The organism is Ferruginivarius sediminum (assembly GCF_003344765.1).
In the GTDB taxonomy this organism is placed as follows: Bacteria; Pseudomonadota; Alphaproteobacteria; order Kiloniellales; family Rhodovibrionaceae; genus Ferruginivarius; species Ferruginivarius sediminum.
Map to the genome: position 1 here is coordinate 1 of NZ_QPMH01000010.1, position 16,154 is coordinate 16,154.

General features: G+C 60.9%; 15 protein-coding genes and 1 tRNA gene. 11 read left to right on the plus strand and 5 right to left on the minus strand.

The genetic code is table 11. From position 1 onward, the window contains the following. Together DRB17_RS19950 and DRB17_RS11605 are read left to right on the plus strand one after the other, a co-directional pair. Positions 1–1,446: class I SAM-dependent DNA methyltransferase (locus tag DRB17_RS19950; RefSeq protein WP_206607865.1), on the plus strand; the 1,446-nt coding region annotated here is incomplete at its 5' end. 458 nt (positions 1,447–1,904) lie between these two features. Continuing rightward, positions 1,905–2,561, plus strand: a complete 657-nt coding sequence (locus tag DRB17_RS11605; RefSeq protein WP_147274889.1) for a hypothetical protein — start codon at positions 1,905–1,907, stop codon at positions 2,559–2,561. On the opposite strand, the gene DRB17_RS11610 is transcribed toward DRB17_RS11605, so the two are convergent. Together DRB17_RS11610 and DRB17_RS11615 are read right to left on the minus strand one after the other, a co-directional pair. Next, positions 2,523–3,029 (minus strand): site-specific integrase, encoded by a 507-nt coding sequence (locus DRB17_RS11610; protein ID WP_114582383.1) that lies wholly within the window; start codon positions 3,027–3,029, stop codon positions 2,523–2,525. The genes DRB17_RS11605 and DRB17_RS11610 overlap by 39 nt on opposite strands. A 111-nt stretch (positions 3,030–3,140) precedes the next feature. Further along, positions 3,141–3,215, minus strand: a tRNA-Val gene (locus tag DRB17_RS11615). A 577-nt stretch (positions 3,216–3,792) separates the two neighbouring features. On the opposite strand from DRB17_RS11615, the gene DRB17_RS11620 reads away from it, so the two are divergent. From DRB17_RS11620 to DRB17_RS11630, 3 genes are all read left to right on the plus strand, one after another. Next, complete coding sequence (locus tag DRB17_RS11620; protein ID WP_114582384.1) at positions 3,793–4,893, plus strand: M29 family metallopeptidase; 1,101 nt, start codon at positions 3,793–3,795, stop codon at positions 4,891–4,893. A gap of 233 nt (positions 4,894–5,126) precedes the next feature. Beyond that, on the plus strand, positions 5,127–5,852 hold the full coding sequence (locus tag DRB17_RS11625) for an AzlC family ABC transporter permease (protein ID WP_161958797.1): 726 nt from the start codon (positions 5,127–5,129) through the stop codon (positions 5,850–5,852). Beyond that, positions 5,849–6,169 carry a hypothetical protein gene (locus DRB17_RS11630; RefSeq protein ID WP_114582386.1) on the plus strand — a complete coding sequence of 107 codons (321 nt, stop codon included), beginning with the start codon at positions 5,849–5,851 and terminating at the stop codon, positions 6,167–6,169. The genes DRB17_RS11625 and DRB17_RS11630 overlap by 4 nt, the downstream gene beginning before the upstream one ends. Before the next feature lie 101 nt (positions 6,170–6,270). Here the strand turns inward: DRB17_RS11630 and DRB17_RS11635 are convergent, their stop codons facing one another. Then, a complete protein-coding gene (locus DRB17_RS11635) occupies positions 6,271–6,987 on the minus strand; it encodes an HAD-IA family hydrolase (protein WP_206607866.1) in 717 nt (238 codons plus the stop codon). Between the two features lie 147 nt (positions 6,988–7,134). Here DRB17_RS11635 and DRB17_RS11640 point away from each other — a divergent pair, with 147 nt between their 5' ends. The 5 genes from DRB17_RS11640 to DRB17_RS19955 all read left to right on the plus strand — a co-directional run bounded on the left by DRB17_RS11640 (position 7,135) and on the right by DRB17_RS19955 (position 13,419). Beyond that, positions 7,135–7,443, plus strand: a complete 309-nt coding sequence (locus DRB17_RS11640; RefSeq protein WP_114582388.1) for a hypothetical protein — start codon at positions 7,135–7,137, stop codon at positions 7,441–7,443. A gap of 146 nt (positions 7,444–7,589) precedes the next feature. Continuing rightward, positions 7,590–8,966: a bifunctional UDP-N-acetylglucosamine diphosphorylase/glucosamine-1-phosphate N-acetyltransferase GlmU gene (gene glmU, locus DRB17_RS11645; protein ID WP_114582389.1), complete on the plus strand. Its 1,377-nt coding sequence runs from the start codon at positions 7,590–7,592 to the stop codon at positions 8,964–8,966. 6 nt (positions 8,967–8,972) lie between these two features. After that, positions 8,973–10,796 carry a glutamine--fructose-6-phosphate transaminase (isomerizing) gene (glmS, locus tag DRB17_RS11650; protein WP_114582390.1) on the plus strand — a complete coding sequence of 608 codons (1,824 nt, stop codon included), beginning with the start codon at positions 8,973–8,975 and terminating at the stop codon, positions 10,794–10,796. A gap of 122 nt (positions 10,797–10,918) precedes the next feature. Next, positions 10,919–12,406 (plus strand): NADP-dependent succinate-semialdehyde dehydrogenase, encoded by a 1,488-nt coding sequence (gene gabD, locus DRB17_RS11655; RefSeq protein WP_114582391.1) that lies wholly within the window; start codon positions 10,919–10,921, stop codon positions 12,404–12,406. Positions 12,407–12,579: 173 nt separating this feature from the next. Further along, positions 12,580–13,419, plus strand: coding sequence for a GIY-YIG nuclease family protein (locus DRB17_RS19955; RefSeq protein WP_147274890.1), 840 nt, complete (start codon positions 12,580–12,582; stop codon positions 13,417–13,419). A 273-nt stretch (positions 13,420–13,692) separates the two neighbouring features. Here DRB17_RS19955 and DRB17_RS11660 read toward each other — a convergent pair whose 3' ends face one another. Next, entirely contained in the window at positions 13,693–13,878 is a 186-nt protein-coding gene (locus DRB17_RS11660; protein WP_206607867.1) for a helix-turn-helix domain-containing protein, read from the minus strand. Between the two features lie 187 nt (positions 13,879–14,065). On the opposite strand from DRB17_RS11660, the gene DRB17_RS11665 reads away from it, so the two are divergent. Then, positions 14,066–14,524, plus strand: coding sequence for a hypothetical protein (locus tag DRB17_RS11665; RefSeq protein ID WP_114582392.1), 459 nt, complete (start codon positions 14,066–14,068; stop codon positions 14,522–14,524). A 141-nt stretch (positions 14,525–14,665) separates the two neighbouring features. Here DRB17_RS11665 and DRB17_RS11670 read toward each other — a convergent pair whose 3' ends face one another. Then, entirely contained in the window at positions 14,666–15,967 is a 1,302-nt protein-coding gene (locus tag DRB17_RS11670; protein WP_206607868.1) for a hypothetical protein, read from the minus strand. Between the last annotated feature and the right edge of the window lie 187 nt (positions 15,968–16,154).

Here is a 16,154-nt window from a genome sequence, read left to right on the forward strand (position 1 = left end):
AACAGGCTGCCCGACCGGCCGTCGTCCCCGCGCATCCGTCCCTCCCGCGTTCGTCCATGCCGGAGGGAATCACGCCAAACCGCCGGCGTCAGCTACTTTTTCAGCGTCCTGTTAGTTCTCTACTGGTTTCAGAAGTCACTCGACCTGATTAAGTCTGGTCACTGCAAACGTGCGGGTCTGGTAGCGACCAACTCCGTGAGAATGGGCGCAAATCGTGAAGTCCTGGACGGGATTGCCGAAAATGCGTCTATCTATGATGCGTATTCGGACGAACCTTGGGTTATTGATGGTGCTGCTGTTCGGGTATCTTTGATCTGTTTTTCCAACAAGAGCAGTGTTAGCGCTCGGCTCAATGGTAAATACGTAGGCTTCATTTTTTCCGATCTTACATCGGGCACAGTAGACGTTACCAAAAGAGAGAAGCTAGAAGAGAATAAGAACGTCTCTTTTGTTGGGGTTATACTAAATGGTCCATTCGAGGTGTCTGCAAATACTGCCAGGGAGTGGCTGCAAGAGCCGCTTAATGTAAACGGCCAACCAAACTCTGACGTCTTAAAACGCACCTTCAATGGTGATGATTTTAACGGAAACAGAGGGGATAAGTGGGTTGTAGATTTCGGCGCAGAGATGACCGAAGAGGAAGCCGCTTGCTATGAGGTGCCATTTGAGTACGTAAAGAACAACGTCAAACCTTTCAGATTTCGCCTTAATGAAGACGGAGAGTATGCTGTACGTGCGAAAAACGAAAGAGAGATTTGGTGGCGACACGCTAGACCAAGGCCCGCGATGCGTAGAGCTTTTAGAGGGTTAACTCATTTTATCGCAACCCCAATGGTATCAAGCTATCGGATTTTTGACATCCTGGACATTGCCTTTCTTCCGGACCAAAAATTGGTAGCTTTCGCGAGGGGTGACTTATTTTTCTTCGGTTTGCTGAGTTCTCGCTTTCACGAGTATTGGACTAGGCGTACGTGTAGCTGGATAGGTCAAGGAAATGACATGACCTACTCAAATCAGTCAGTTTTCCTTACTTATCCTTTTCCGGAGGGGCTGACGCCTCAGATGCCCAGTGCCACGTGCGAGAATGATCCGCGAGGGGCACGGGTGTCCGAGGCAGCCGAGCGTCTGCTCCAGTTGAGACGCCGGTGGCTTTATCCTCCAGAGCTAGTCAGGGAGGAACCGGAGGTGGTTTCAGGCTATCCCCCACGACTGGTGCCTCTTAGTGAGAAGGCCGAAATCGACTATAGGAAGCGGACGCTAGGGCGCTTGTATGCCGAGCGGCCAACGTGGCTCGACAACGCGCACCGGGAGTTGGACCGGGCGGTCGCTGTGGCCTACGGATGGCCAGAGGACATCAGCGATGAGGACGCGCTTGCGCGGCTCATGAAGCTGAACGAGGAGCGGAGCCAACAGGCCCGCGACAGGGCCGCTCAGGCCGCTGAGTGAGCCACATTGGGCGCCGCCCGAGTCCGCCTGGAACGGGACTCCTGCGGGGGCTCTATGGGACCCGCGAAGGGCACGGGCGGGCACCCGTGGAGGCGTGGGCCCCGGGGGTGGTGAGGTGGCGTTGGGGCCCCATTCAAGACACGCGGGCCCCGAGGCACCACCAACAGCAACAATGGGGGCGAAAGCCGAGAAGCTCGAAGTCGTGGGGTGGCGCCCGCCGTACCCCGGGGTGCCTAGACCCGTGGGTCCTCTGGAGTCCCACATCCCGCTATGCTACCCGTGCCTATCTAGTGGCAATCACACTTGGTTTCGGTATAGGCAAATCTGAGAGAACTGATAACAAGGCTAAACGCGCCATGACGGCTTAGTTTTTGGTAAAACGTGTGCTGTAGTTCTAATTCTTCGCTGCGCTCTCTGAGCCGTATCGTGGAAGGGGACGAGCTGAGGGTGAAATGGTCATGAATCGAGAAGCGCTTTTCTACCAAAGGGCCCTGAATCAGCGTGTTAACGTGAGTGATCTTAATCCACAAAGGGCCTATCAGGCCGTGTTGTACATGGAGCAAGCGAAGCTCCTAGCGGATACTCTTGAAATCGATGGCTTCCCGGACATTCAGATACCGGAGAACCCAAGGGAAGCGGACATCGAGGAAATTCGGGAGAACTTATTCCAGGTCGAGAGATTCATGATTAAGATGTACAATCGAAACATCTTCGATCTCGATAACAGCCTCAGGAATCAGTTCGTATCTCTTGACGAGAGTTGGAAGCAGAAAGTCTCGTCATACATAGCGAATATTCGTAAGCATGTGGACGCAGCCGAAGTCGATGAGGCGCTGAAGGAACGAATTTTTGCAAAACTCAACCAGCTACAGAACGAGGTAGACCGAAACAGGACCCGTGTTGCCTCTGCCAGTGAGGCTCTGACGACAATGACTGAGGCGGTTGGTCAGAGCGCCAAGAATCTAAGACCTGCTGTCGCCCTGATGGAGCGCGTAACAGGATCGATCAGTAAGCTATGGCGGACTGGTGAGGAGCGTGAAAAACAACCTCAGCTTCCTGCCCCTCAAGAACTTGGATTACCTGATAACGGAGAAGACGAAGAGGCTGCCGAGTGAAGGCTTACGGACAGTTGCCAGTGGGTTCGCGGATAAGGGGATGCCCCACTCCTTCATGGCCACGGCGAACACGTGGTGCAGAATGTCAAACTCGCGGCGAACCGTGGCTCCTGACACTTCGCTCAAACGGCTGTCACGGTAGCCAGAGAAGACCTGTGGTGTGGCTGATAGCAGGTTGACGCTCGCAAAGCTGCGCCGCTTAAGGCCGTCCACAAGCCCCCTCTCAGTCTTGGCAGCCTTCTTACGGGGGGTGATCTCGCGGCCGTAGCGGTCCAGAAGGTCACTGACCGTGGTGGTCTTCAGCGACCTCCGGTCTACCAGGATGCCCTCCTGGTCGGCTTCCTGCTCCATCTTCCGTGCCCAGGCTTGCGCGTCGGCCTTGCGGTGGAATGTCTTGCTGATCGGCTTGGAGCCCTGGCGGCGAACCTGAACCTGCCACTTCTCGCGGTGCTTACGGATGCTGGCCATGACGAGCGTGTCCCTTCGACGGTGTGACCACAGTGGGACCGCCTGAGTTTCGCTCGTGCTTTCGGCTAGACCAGAACCTGGCTAAGTGGTTGACCAGCCAGGAAACTTTGATGGTGGGCGCGCCTGGGATTGAACCAGGGACCTCCTCGGTGTGAACGAGGCGCTCTCCCGCTGAGCTACGCGCCCTTACGCCCGCCGCCGACGGCGCCGCTTATCTAGGTGAGGCGGCGGCAGGGTGTCAAGGGCTGTTCGCTGTTTAACGGTATTGCCGCCTGACGTTCCCTGTAAACAGAACCGAACGGCCGGTCGTTGGCCCCCCCCCCCCGGACGCATCTCCTGAAGTGCGGCCTCACATAGGCTGTCTCGTGCGTGTCGGCATTCGTTTGAAATCACATTTTTGTGATAGTCGACAGAACAAGTATTGCAACTAATGCGAGCTGTAGGCACGCTACCTTCTGTCGACAGGAAATAATGAAAAGCGCGCAATAGTTGCAGAAAACCACAAAAATATTGCGTCGAAAAGAGTGGCGCGAAACCGCATTCGTTAGGGCATTCCTGCCCGTGCCAATGAGGCACAACTCATCTTGAATACGGAGTTTTCCGATGAAGAACCGTAAGAAGAACGCGGAGTACCTCGGCACCCTGCTGGGCTAATCCGACAGACTGACGGGAAGGGGCATTGCCCCTTCCCGCTCCCGCGACAGGCGAGGGTGGCCGACCCACCGCTCGCGCCGCCTGAAATACGGACTCACGAGGTGGAACATTGAGTGAGATACAGATCACCCCATCCAACATCCGCCAGTTCGGCGAACCCGACGGCGCCGTCTTCTGCCTGATCACGAACCCGGACATACTTGACAAATTCGACGTTGTCGAGAGTGAGGGTTACGCCGGCTTTCAGATTATCCCCTTCACCTCCGAGGACACCTTCGAGGACCTACTGGACTCCCGAATACCTGAGAAGGCACATGTCCTGGTGGTGTCGCCATTCGCATTCTTTAAATCCCCGCCGCAAGATAGGCTCGGCGCACAGCGCAAGCTAATTGCAATGGCCTGTAATTCGACGCCTACGGATTTCGAAACCATCAAGCATTTCCTGGGCGTTCTGGAGCGAACCGATCCGGACGCGCAGCAAGCTTTCGCCGACCGGTTCTTCGACATCGGCAGTGAGGCGGAATACCTGCGGATTGTCGATCCGGTCAACGGCACGGAGGCTCGCTTCGACCATCAGGACGAGAGTTACTTCTGGAGCGAGCAGGCCGGCCCGATCGGATCCGGCGAGCAGCAGCTTGCCCCTCCAGGCGAGATCAGCGTTCTTCCGCTAAGGATCATGGATTTCGATGACGAGCTGAACCTCGCCGTCAACGGGACGATCGCGCTCCAGGGGTATCCGATCCTTCACAACGGAGCGCCATCGTACACGCGCGCGGACCAGGCCAGGCTCCATAAGAAGCTCGCCACCATGGAGAACACGCCCGTCATCGCTACGGTAGCCGATGGCGTCGTCGAAAAAATCGACGTGCCCGGCAAGGAGGCGCAAGACGCCGCGGATGTCCTGAACGCGATGTTCGAAACCGATTCGCGTTACCGGAAGGTATGGGAGCTTGGTTTCGCCATCAACACGACGCTGACAATGTTCCCGGGCAACGTGGCGATGAACGAAACCTTCGGCGGCAATGGCGGAACGTTGCACTTCGGGCTCGGACTGACGCCGTACACACAGTATCACTTGGATATAATCTGCCCGAACACGAGCGTCCTCACGAACAAGGACGAGACCCTGATCGCCGGATTGGCGCCTCGTAAACCGGGCACGGGTATGAGCCGGAACAGGAATGCCGGCTGCGCGTGCCTGGAGGGATAATCCCGCAAGTGCGGACACCGGGTACTAGAGCCCGCATGCGTCCTGCTGCCCCGCGGCCTTCCGGGTGTCCCAGGATCGAAGCCGCAGGGTATACCTTGTCGGCACGGCATTTCTGCCCGTGATGCCTTGTTCTGTGGGATTCCGCGGTGCCTGACGCACCATGCGGTTGCATGTTCCGAGGTCATGCCATATCAGATGATGCGAAGAACTCGCGAATCGAGAAGGGACGACGGATGTCGGTACAGTCGCAGGCGGTTTCCGCGAGATTGCGGGTAAGTCAGGCGCTTGGGAGGGCGGTGCCCGTCGGTATCGCCCTGTTCCCCGTCGGCATGCTGTTCGGCGTCCTGGCGGACCAGGTCAACTGGCGCGCCCACGAACTCCTTGTTATGGGCGTTCTCGCCTTCACCGGCAGCGGGCAGTTCGCATTCCTTCGATTCATTCAAGAAGACGTCGGCTATCCGGTAATCTTCTTCATCATCCTGTGCATGAACCTACGCTATATACCGATGTCTCTTTCGGCCTCGCGGCCACTCAAGCTGAAGGCGTTGCCGAAAGCGGCGATGGCGCACTGCGTAAGCGATGAATCCTACGCCGCTGAATCGCGGGAAGACGACGTCACACAGCGTCTTGCCGTGCGCTTGACCATCGTGGCGGCCTGGACCGGTTCGACGGTCGTCGGGGTTCTTGCCGCGGGACTGATTCCCGAGACCCTCCGCCCCTATTTCATCGGCCTTACGTTTCCCATCAGTGCGCTGCTCTTCATGCTGAGTGCATTCAACGTCGTTGCGTTCCTCAAGCCGAATGAAGGGTGGCCGGTCACCGGACGTGTGGCGGCGGTGGCTGCAGGAATCGCGATAGCGCTGGTCCTTATGGCTGTCCTCGGCATGCGTTACTTCTGGATTCCCAGCATAGCCGTGTCATTCGGAATTTTGAGCTATGTATGGGAGAAATCGCAATGAGCACCGTCGTTGTGATAGGTATCGTCATGCTGGTGGCTGTCAGTCTCATTGTTCGCGTTGCACCAGCTTTTATTCCGCTGCCAGTGTCGAACCGTACGATCGAGAAGATCGATACCCTGTTGCCGGTGGCGGTGTTCATCAACCTCGGCGCCTATTGCGCTGTGTCGGAGATCGCGGCGCGGCCAATCGTCGGGGGCGCCGGCGTGGCGGCTCTCTTTCTGCTCTTTCCCGTGGCCAAGCGAATCGGACTTGTAACGACTGTCGCTTCGGCGACGGCGGTGTACCTCTTCGCCGCTCACGGGCCGTTAACGTTGTAGAGACGAGTATCCAATATCGAAATGAATAGGCAGGCGCCAACCGCATTGATCGATTATGATTTCTTCCTTAATTGCCGAGACCGCACCCGCCGTGGGCGGGTTCACTGCATCGGCGGAATGGTCCTGGGCAAAGTAGACGGGCCATCGGCTACAATTCCCTCCAGCGCCTCCGGCAGCGCGGCGAAGCTGGATATAACCGCATCACCGCCCAGTTCGGCCGCTGGAACGTCGGTATAGCCGTAATCCACCAGCACCACGGGCAGCCTGGCGTTTCGTGCCGCGTCCAGGTCGGTGCGGCTGTCGCCCACCAGCACGGCTCGCGCCGCCTTGGCGTCGCCGCCCATGATCAACTCCAGCGTCGCATGCAGATGGCCGCCGTCCGGCTTGCGCACGGGAAAGCGGTCGCCGCCGCCGACGGCCTCGAAGAAGGGCGACAGCTCGAACGCGTCCAGGATCGCCTCGCTGGGCGCCTGCGGCTTGTTGGTGCAGACGCCAAGGCGCCAGCCGGCGGCGCGCAGCGAAGTCAGCGTCTCGATGACGCCGGGGTACGGACGGCTGTGCACCGCAGGCGCGGCCTCGTAGATCTCCAGAAACCGGGCGACGCACGCCGATAGCCCGTCCGGGCCGACGGCGCCGCCCATCTCCGCGAGGCCGGATTCGACCAGCCGCGCGGCGCCACGGCCGACGAGACCGCGCACGCGCCGCTGCGGCAGCGTACCAAGCCCGCGCTCGGTCAGGAGGCGGTTCAACGCCACCGTCAGATCCGCCACGGTGTCGACGAGCGTGCCGTCCAGGTCGCAAAGCAGCACGGGAGCCATAGGGCGCGTCTCCATTCCTTATACTCGGGCCGGTGTGTCATGGCGTTTCCAGGCTGCACGCTTTTGACACGAGCAGCGCACTTTCGCACGCCCCATCTAACAGGCGGCACTTGATCGATTTGTGATGGCAACGACAAGGAGGAACGCATGCAACGCCTTTCAGCCATCGCCCTGATCCTGGCGCTCGGTCTGTCCGGCACCGCGATCGCCGCCGAGGGCGACGCCGACGGCACCGGCCAGGGCAAGGATACGGCCGCCAGCGGCGAATCCGGCGACATGTCCGTCCAGCAGCTCTGGCAGAACGCCAAGGAGGACTGGAGCGACTTGCAGGACGCCACCGGCGAGGCCTGGGACAAGGCCAAAAAGGAGTTCGACGAATCCTGGTCGGCCCTGAAAAAGCGCCTGGGCGAGGCGCCGCCGAGCACTGCCAACGAGCGGCCCACCGAACAGGATTGACGACCTGGCCGGATACTTTGACGCTGGTTTGAATCGCGGCCCGCAACATGGTGAAACACGCCGTGATTTGCGGCGTTGCCGGCTGCGTGCCAGACTGCGCCGCGATTCGTTCCGGTTGACAACATTCAGGCGCGGTCGATTCTCAGATGACCACCAGAAAACTCGCTGTCGTCGTGCTCGCGGCTGGGCTCGGCACGCGCATGCGTTCCAGCATGCCGAAGGTTTTGCACGCCGTCGCGGGCAAGGCGATGGTGAACCACGTGCTCGACGCCGTCGCCGAACTCTCTCCAGACAGGGTTGCCGTCGTCATCGGCCCCGGCATGACGCAGGTCGAGGCGGCGGCCGCGCCGCACACGACGGTCGTGCAGGAAGAGCGGCTGGGCACCGGCCATGCCGTGATGGCCGCGCGGCCGGCGCTGGGCGACTTGGCGGACGATCCGGACGCTGACGTCCTTGTGGTCTGCGGGGACACGCCGTTGATCACGCCGGCGGCGCTTCATAGCCTTCGTGAGGCGCGCGACGAGCGGCACGGGCTGGCCGTCCTGGGCTTCCAGGCGGCTGAGCCCGGCAGCTACGGCCGCCTGATCCGTGACGACGGCGGCGACGTCGCCCGCATCGTCGAGGCCAAGGACGCCACGACGGAAGAGCTGGCGGTTGATATCTGCAACGCCGGCATGCTGTGCGTCGGGGCGCCGCTGCTGTTCCGCCTGCTGGAGCGGGTCGGCAACGACAACGCCAAGGGCGAGTACTACCTGACCGACGTCGTCGGCCTCGCCCGCACCGGCGGGGAGCACTGTGCGCTGCGGCTTGCGGCCGAGAGCGAGGTGCAGGGCATCAACACCCGCGCCGAACTGGCGCAAGCCGAGGCCGCCATGCAAACGCGGCTACGCACCCGGCACATGAGGAACGGCGTGACGCTGGTGGCACCAGAGACCGTGTTTTTCTGCCACGATACCGCCATCGCGCCCGACGTGATCGTCCACCCGCATGTCGTTTTCGGCCCCGGTGTCAGCGTCGGCGAGGGCGCCGAGATCAAATCGTTCTCGCACCTGGAGGGCGCGACGCTGTCCGCCGGCGCCGTCGTCGGGCCCTATGCCCGGCTGCGCCCCGGCGCGATGGTGGGAGAGGGCGCGCGCGTCGGCAATTTCGTGGAGATCAAGAATGCCTCTCTTGGGCGAGGCGCAAAGGCCAATCACCTGAGCTATCTTGGTGATACCGAGGTTGGCGAGGAGGCGAACATCGGGGCCGGCACCATCACCTGCAACTACGACGGCTTCGGCAAGCACCGCACGACCATCGGGGCTGGCGCCTTCATCGGCTCCAACACGGCGCTGGTGGCGCCGGTGCGGATCGGCGCGGGCGCCATCGTCGGGGCCGGCAGTACGGTAACGCAGGACGTGCCCGACGACGCCATCGCTGTCGCGCGAGGACAGCAGAGCAACCGGGACGGCGCCGCCAAACGCTTCCGTGAAATGCGAAATGCGGAAAAGGCGGCGCGCAAGACGACATCGGCTAAGGGGTAGACGGGGATGTGCGGAATCATCGGGATCATCGGCGACAAGCCGGTCGCGCCGCTGCTGCTGGACGGGCTGCATCGCCTGGAGTACCGCGGCTACGATTCCGCCGGCATCGCGACGCTGGTGAACGGCCGGATCGAGCGGCGCCGGGCGGAGGGCAAGCTGGCCAACCTGCGCGAGCGGGTGGAGCGCGAGCCCATCGACGGCACGCTGGGCATCGGCCACACGCGCTGGGCGACGCACGGGCGTCCCACCGTATCCAACGCGCATCCCCACGCGAACGACCGCGTCGCCGTCGTCCACAACGGCATCATCGAGAACTTCCGCGACCTGCGCGGCGAGTTGGAGGCCAAGGGCTACGCCTTCGAGACCGAGACCGACACCGAGGTCGTGGTCCATCTCATCACCGATGAACTGCAACAGCAGAAATCCCCGTCCGAGGCCGTGTCCGGCGCCCTGAAGCGGCTGGAGGGGGCCTTCGCACTGGCCATCGTGTTCGCCGGCCGGCACGACATCATGATCGGCGCACGGCGGGGCAGCCCGCTGGCGGTCGGCTATGGCGACGGCGAGATGTACCTGGGCTCCGACGCGCTGGCGCTTGCCCCGCTCACCAACCGCATCTGCTATCTGGAGGAAGGCGACTGGGTTGAGCTGACGCCCGGCGGCGCGCAAGTTCACGACGAGACGGGTGCGGCCGTCGACCGCCCGGTGAAGCAGACCGCGCTCTCCGGCGCCATGATCGGCAAGGGCGAGTACCGCCACTTCATGCTGAAGGAGATCTTCGAGCAGCCGGCGGTCATCGGCGACACGCTGCACGCCTTCCTGAACCCGCTGGGCCGCAAGGTCACGCTGCCGGAGCTGTCGTTTGACCTGGGCAATCTGCCGCGCGTCACTATCACCGCCTGCGGCACCGCGTTCTACGCCGGCATGGTCGCCAAGTACTGGCTGGAGCAGGTGGCGCGGCAGCCGGTGGAACTGGATATCGCCTCCGAACTGCGCTACCGCGAGCCGCCGCTGCCCGAGGGCGGCCTGTCGCTGTTCATCTCGCAGTCGGGCGAGACCGCCGACACTCTTGGCGCGTTGCAGTACGCCCGCGATCACGGCCAGCGCACGCTCTCGGTCGTCAACGCGGCGGAGAGCAGCATCGCCCGCGATTCCGACGGCGTGCTGCAAACGCTGGCCGGGCCGGAGATCGGCGTGGCGTCCACCAAGGCGTTCACGACCCAGCTTACGGTGCTGGCCTGCCTTGCCATCGGCATCGGCCGGGCACGCGGCACCATCGATCCGGCGCGCGAGGCGGCGCTGACCGAGGCGTTGATCGAGGTGCCCTCGCGCGCTTCGGAGGTGCTGAACCACGACGGCAAGATGCGCGAGATCGCGAACTGGGTCGCCGAGGCGCGCGACGTGCTCTACCTGGGCCGGGGCAATATGTATCCGCTGGCGCTGGAAGGCGCGCTGAAGCTGAAGGAGATCAGCTATATCCACGCCGAGGGCTATGCCGCCGGCGAGATGAAGCACGGTCCCATCGCGCTCATCGACGAGAACGTCCCGGTGGTGGTCTGCGCGCCCTCCGGCCCGCTGTTCGACAAGATCGCCTCCAACGTGCAGGAGACGAACGCCCGTGGCGGCCGCGTGATCCTGTTCTCCGACAAGGCCGGGCTGGAGCGGCTGGGCGACGAGGCGGCCTATACCGTCGAACTGCCGGAGGTCGATCCCTTCGTCGCGCCGATCCTCTATGCGATCCCGGTGCAGCTTCTGGCCTACCACACGGCCGTCATCAAGGGCACCGACGTGGATCAGCCGCGCAACCTCGCGAAGTCGGTGACGGTGGAGTAGGGCTCGCGTCCCTCAGGTCGAGGGTGAGGGCGACCAGCGGCCTTTTCGCGCCCGCCCTCGGCCCGTTATACTGGCTTCGAACCGAGATACCGGATTTCTATCAGCAAAGCAGGAGGGCAACGATGAGCCCGGATGCGACCGTGGCGGAGAAAGCCGCGCCGAAGCTTCAGGACGCGAAGCTGTTCCGCCAGCAGGCTTACGTGAACGGGAAGTGGCGCGACGCCGCTTCCGGCGAGACGATCCAGGTGACGAACCCGGCCAGCGGCGAGGTCATCGGCACGATTCCCAGCATGGGCGCGGCCGAGACGCGCGAGGCCATCGAGGCGGCGGACCGCGCCTGGCCGGCGTGGCGCGCCAAGACCGCGAAGGAGCGGGCGAACATCCTGCGCACCTGGTTCAACCTGATCATGCAGGCGCAGGAGGACCTGGCGGCCCTGATGACGACGGAGCAGGGCAAGCCGCTGGCCGAGAGCCGGGGCGAGGTGGCCTATGGCGCTTCCTTCGTGGAGTGGTTCGCCGAGGAGGCGAAGCGCGTCTACGGCGACATCATCCCGCCGCACCAGGGCGACAAGCGGCTTGTCGTGGTGAAGCAGCCGATCGGCGTCACCGCGTCGATCACGCCGTGGAACTTCCCCATCGCGATGATCACCCGCAAGTGCGCGCCGGCGCTGGCGGCGGGCTGCCCGGTGGTGATCAAGCCGGCGGCGGAGACACCGTTCTGCGCCCTGGCGCTGGCCGAGTTGGCGGAGCGCGCCGGCGTGCCGGCCGGCATCCTCAACGTCGTCACCGGCCCGGCGAAGGAGATCGGCGGCGAGCTGACCAGTAACCCGACGGTGCGCAAGCTGTCGTTCACCGGCTCTACCGAGGTCGGCAAGCTGCTGATGGAGCAGTGCGCGGGCACGGTGAAGAAGCTGAGCCTGGAGCTGGGCGGTAACGCGCCCTTCATCGTGTTCGACGATGCCGACCTCGACGCGGCGGTCGAGGGCGCGATGATGTGCAAGTTCCGCAACACCGGCCAGACCTGCGTCTGCGCCAACCGCATCTTCGTGCACGACGCGGTCTATGACGCCTTCGCCGAGAAGCTGACGGCGAAGGTGAAGGAACTCAAGGTCGGCTCCGGCTTCGAGGAGGGCGTGGGCCAGGGGCCGCTGATCGGGCCCGAGGCGCTGGCCAAGGTGGAGGAGCACGTCGCCGACGCCACCGCCAAGGGCGCGAAGGTCGCCGTCGGCGGCAAGCGCCACGAACTGGGCGGCACCTTCTACGAGCCCACCGTGCTGACCGGCGTGACGCCGCAGATGAAGGTGACCGACGAGGAGACCTTCGGCCCGGTCGCCCCGCTGTTCCGCTTCAAGAGCGAAGAAGAGGCGATCGAACTCGCCAACGCCACGCAATACGGCCTGGCCGCCTACTTCTACGCCCGCGACCTGGGCCGCGTCTGGCGCGTCGGCGAGGCGCTGGAATATGGCATCGTCGGCATCAACACCGGCATCATCTCCAACGAGGTCGCCCCCTTCGGCGGCATCAAGGAAAGCGGCATCGGCCGCGAGGGCTCCAAGTACGGCATCGAGGAGTTCCTGGAAATCAAGTACATGTGCATGGGTGGGTTGTAGGAACCCTCGGATCGTTTCCCACCGGCTGGCGTGAGGGGGATGCCAGTCGGTGGGGGAATCTAGATTTTTTGGATTACTGGTTGCCAGAATGAAAATATAGCCTTGCCAAATGAAACTTCAATTCATAATAATTAAAAAATTTATCTTGAAAATAGAGCAAATGGGGGCATGATATGGCGATATTCGAAGGGTATAAGAAAGAAATAGAACAAAAAATAGCAGATATATCTGGGAAATTTTATGTATATTTGCTTTGTAAGCCGAATGGTACGTGCTTTTATGTTGGAAAGGGAATTCATCGGCGAATTTTTGATCATGAAATGGAGGCTCGTCAACATCATTCAGTTGGCGAAACAAACCCAATTAAAAACAATATTATTAGGAAAATGGATAATATAGGGCAGCACATACTGTATCGTGTAGATAGTGTTTATAGTCGTGAAAATGAGAAGGCGTGCTTGGATCGTGAAGCGCAACTGATTCGAAAATTAAAGCGGCTTCACGAGGGAGGGACGCTCAGCAATTTGGCGCCTGGCGGTGGAAATTCCTCTGGGCTCGCTCCACATTCCATTAAGGCACACGCTGCCACATTATCGGGAGAGCCAGACAATAACCCAGAGCGCGCTACGTTGAACCGATATTTACAAGGTATCGGGCCAGTAAAAAGCGTACCAGTAAAGCCTGCGTCTCAAATCTCTTGGATTCGTCCGACTAGACCACACACGCAACCAAGGCGGCCAACAAAGCGGTGCGCGTTTGCCTTGCTGGCGAGTGCTTGCGCCCATGGTCTGCGGATCGAACCGATGGTCGAGATTCCGCGATCATTTTCCTATGAAAATGTAGAGGGTGTAATCGAGAATGGAGTAGCACGGGATATCATCAAAGCAGGAATGGCCGAATTGATGGAAGCGACTGAACCTAAAAATGAAAAGTTCATAATAAACGAAAATCAATGTAATATAATAAAAAAAATAATTGGTGATGTGGAATTAATAAAACGTGGTTTAATTTGATATTGTCTATATTTTTTATGTAACATTATATAAGCATTTGAAACGTAACAAGTATAACAATATATATTTGCAATATATATTAATATTTTCTGTTTTAGATGGACAGTGCTGCCGTAGCGGGCTGTTTGTACAGTGATAGTTATCGCGTAACAAGTCCGCCTCGTGAGTGGAGGCGGGTGGGGTCTGGTCTAGGCGACTCCTTGCGTCTTGTTTTGGATTACCTTCGAAAAACGCCTTGTTGTGTGTGCGGTGCTTCTTGCCAAGTGAAAACCATCACATCATACCCCTCGGCTTCACCCCACCATCATCTGTAAACGCCAGTCCCGCCGCCTCGAACGCCGTCCGTATCGCCAGCAGCGTGCTGTACTGGCACTGCCGTGCCTCGCGTTCGAAATCGACGACGGTGCGGCGGCCGACGTGGGCGCGGTTGGCCAGTTCGTCCCTGGACCAGTCGAGCATGCCTCGGGCGGCACGGCACTGTGCGGGCGAAATAGGCACGAAACGACCCGTTAGTGTCATTGTATGTATTGACTCGCAGTGTTCCAAAGGGTACGAAGCGTGTGCATTTAGCCACTCACCGGGGCGCGGGACAAGTGTGCGCCAACGGGGGAGGCGTGTCTTCTGTCCAGCGCAGCGGGAACAGGGTATGGGCGAAGCGAACGGTGGCGGGTCGGCGGGTTGCGCGCGCCGTTCCCTGCTGGCTGGCATTGGCGGCGCGGTGGCCGGTGGGGTTTTCTCGAAAACCGCGTCCGCGGCCGGGCCGGGGGCCGAGGCGTGGAACGATGTCCGGCTGTACGAGTTGATGAAGGACGCGCGCGCGATCCGGCTGCAACTACTCGACATTCCGACGCCGGAGACCGTCCGCGCCACCGGCATGAAGGGCGGCGAGCGCATCATCGAGAGGCGGTATGCGCTGATCCGCCTGCTCATGTGGCGCAATGCAGAGATTGCGGCGACCTCGGCCGACAGCGTCGCCGGGGTGCTGAGCAAGCTGCGCAGCCGCTACAGCGACGACACGCTGCGCCACGGCGAGCGCGTGGTGCTTGAAGGCGCGTTGCTGCACTCCATCACGCGCGACCTCTGGGCGCTGGCTCACCGATCGTAGACTTGCGGGGGCGTCGCGTGCGGCGTTCGGGGCGAACGTCCGATGTCTGTCGGGCGGGAATCCGCCGGGAGCCGCGGTGCGCGGCTCCCGATTCGAGTTTTAGGCTCCCAACACGCCAAGACTGTTGCCGGTATCGCTTTGTCAGTCCTTGTGCGTCTGGAAGTTTCCGTGCGTAAGTACGGTTTCCGGCAGATCGAGCACGATGTTGCCGTCGCCATCCCTGATCACGATACGCGCCGTGTCGGCGGTGCCCGGTTCCCCCGCATCGACGAGGATGAAGCGGACGGTGGCATTCTCGTCCCTTTCCCCATTGATCCGAAGCCTGCCGGTGCCCTCGGCCTGGAAGGTGTCAAACGGCGACGACATCGGCGGCTGCTGGATGATATCCGGGTCCTCCGTACAGTTCGCGACCGTCAACGCCTCCAAATGGAACGCGGCGCCGGGCCAGTTGATCTGGAAGTTGTTCGGGTTGCGCAGATCGCAGTGCAATTGCAGCCCCTTGGTTATCCGAAGGCCGTCAACCGTGATGTTGCTGCCGCCGCCGGTGATGCGGCCGTCGAGGCCCGGAGGCTCTTCGCCGCGAACGGCAACGCCGGCGGTATTCCAGATAAATGACGCGGGCAAGGCCCCAGTCGATTCCCGGTCTTCCGAGAAGGCCTGCACGGTTATCATGGTCGCGCCCGCGGGCACCGCAACCGAGATCACCACGGTATCGTGCTCGCTACCGTCATTGCTGCCCAACAGATTCACCAACTCCGTCGTGACGCCACCCGGCGATACCGTGATGTCGACGGCGCTTGGCCGGAAACGGTCGTCTGCCACACTGCCGAAGAACATGACGAGGTCCGCTACACGGTCGAAGGCGCTCGCATCGAAGGTGAATGTTTGGGGAACCGTGGTATCAAGCGGCGGCGAGAAGTTGACGAAGGCGAGATCAGCGCCATCCCGAACTTCGATTCCCGCTTCCGGTGACGAGCCGTCGTCGAATATCACCAGCACGCCGGCCCCGTTATTGATGGAATCGCAGGCCGCGAGGTCGCTGATGCTGAGACTGTTCATGCCGTCGATGACGGCGTTCAGGCCTGTGATGTCCGCTCGGTACGCGGAACCCTGGATATTACTGAAAAACGTCGTTGGCCCGCCGATCAGCGTTCCCGTCACGGCGGTGCCATTCACCGAAAGCATGTCGTCAGGGGCGGACCCCTCGCTCGACATGCAACTCCAGTAAAGTATGGCCTGTTCGACCGAGGCGCCCACCGGCACGTCGATGTTGATCGTTCCCGGCCCATCTCTCAGACCGACTCCCGCGCCGGTCACTCCGGTTCCGGATGCGATAGGAATAGATGGCGGCCCTAGCGTTTCCGTGCCGTCAGCCCAGGCAGTTCCTGCGCCGAACAGGATTCCGATAGTGGCAAATGTCGCCGGGATTAGGTGCTGTTTCATTGCCATCTCCCAATCGAATGACTGTGCACCGCGCTCTACGGAGGCACATTATTTTGGGGAACTCGATATTATCTCATTATTTGCGTTCAGAACGTAATGTACAAAAGAAATAAACCAAATTAGATGTATTTCCCTAATAGATAGGTGCAATTTTGTAAATCATCGTGGGTATATAGTTGCTTCAATA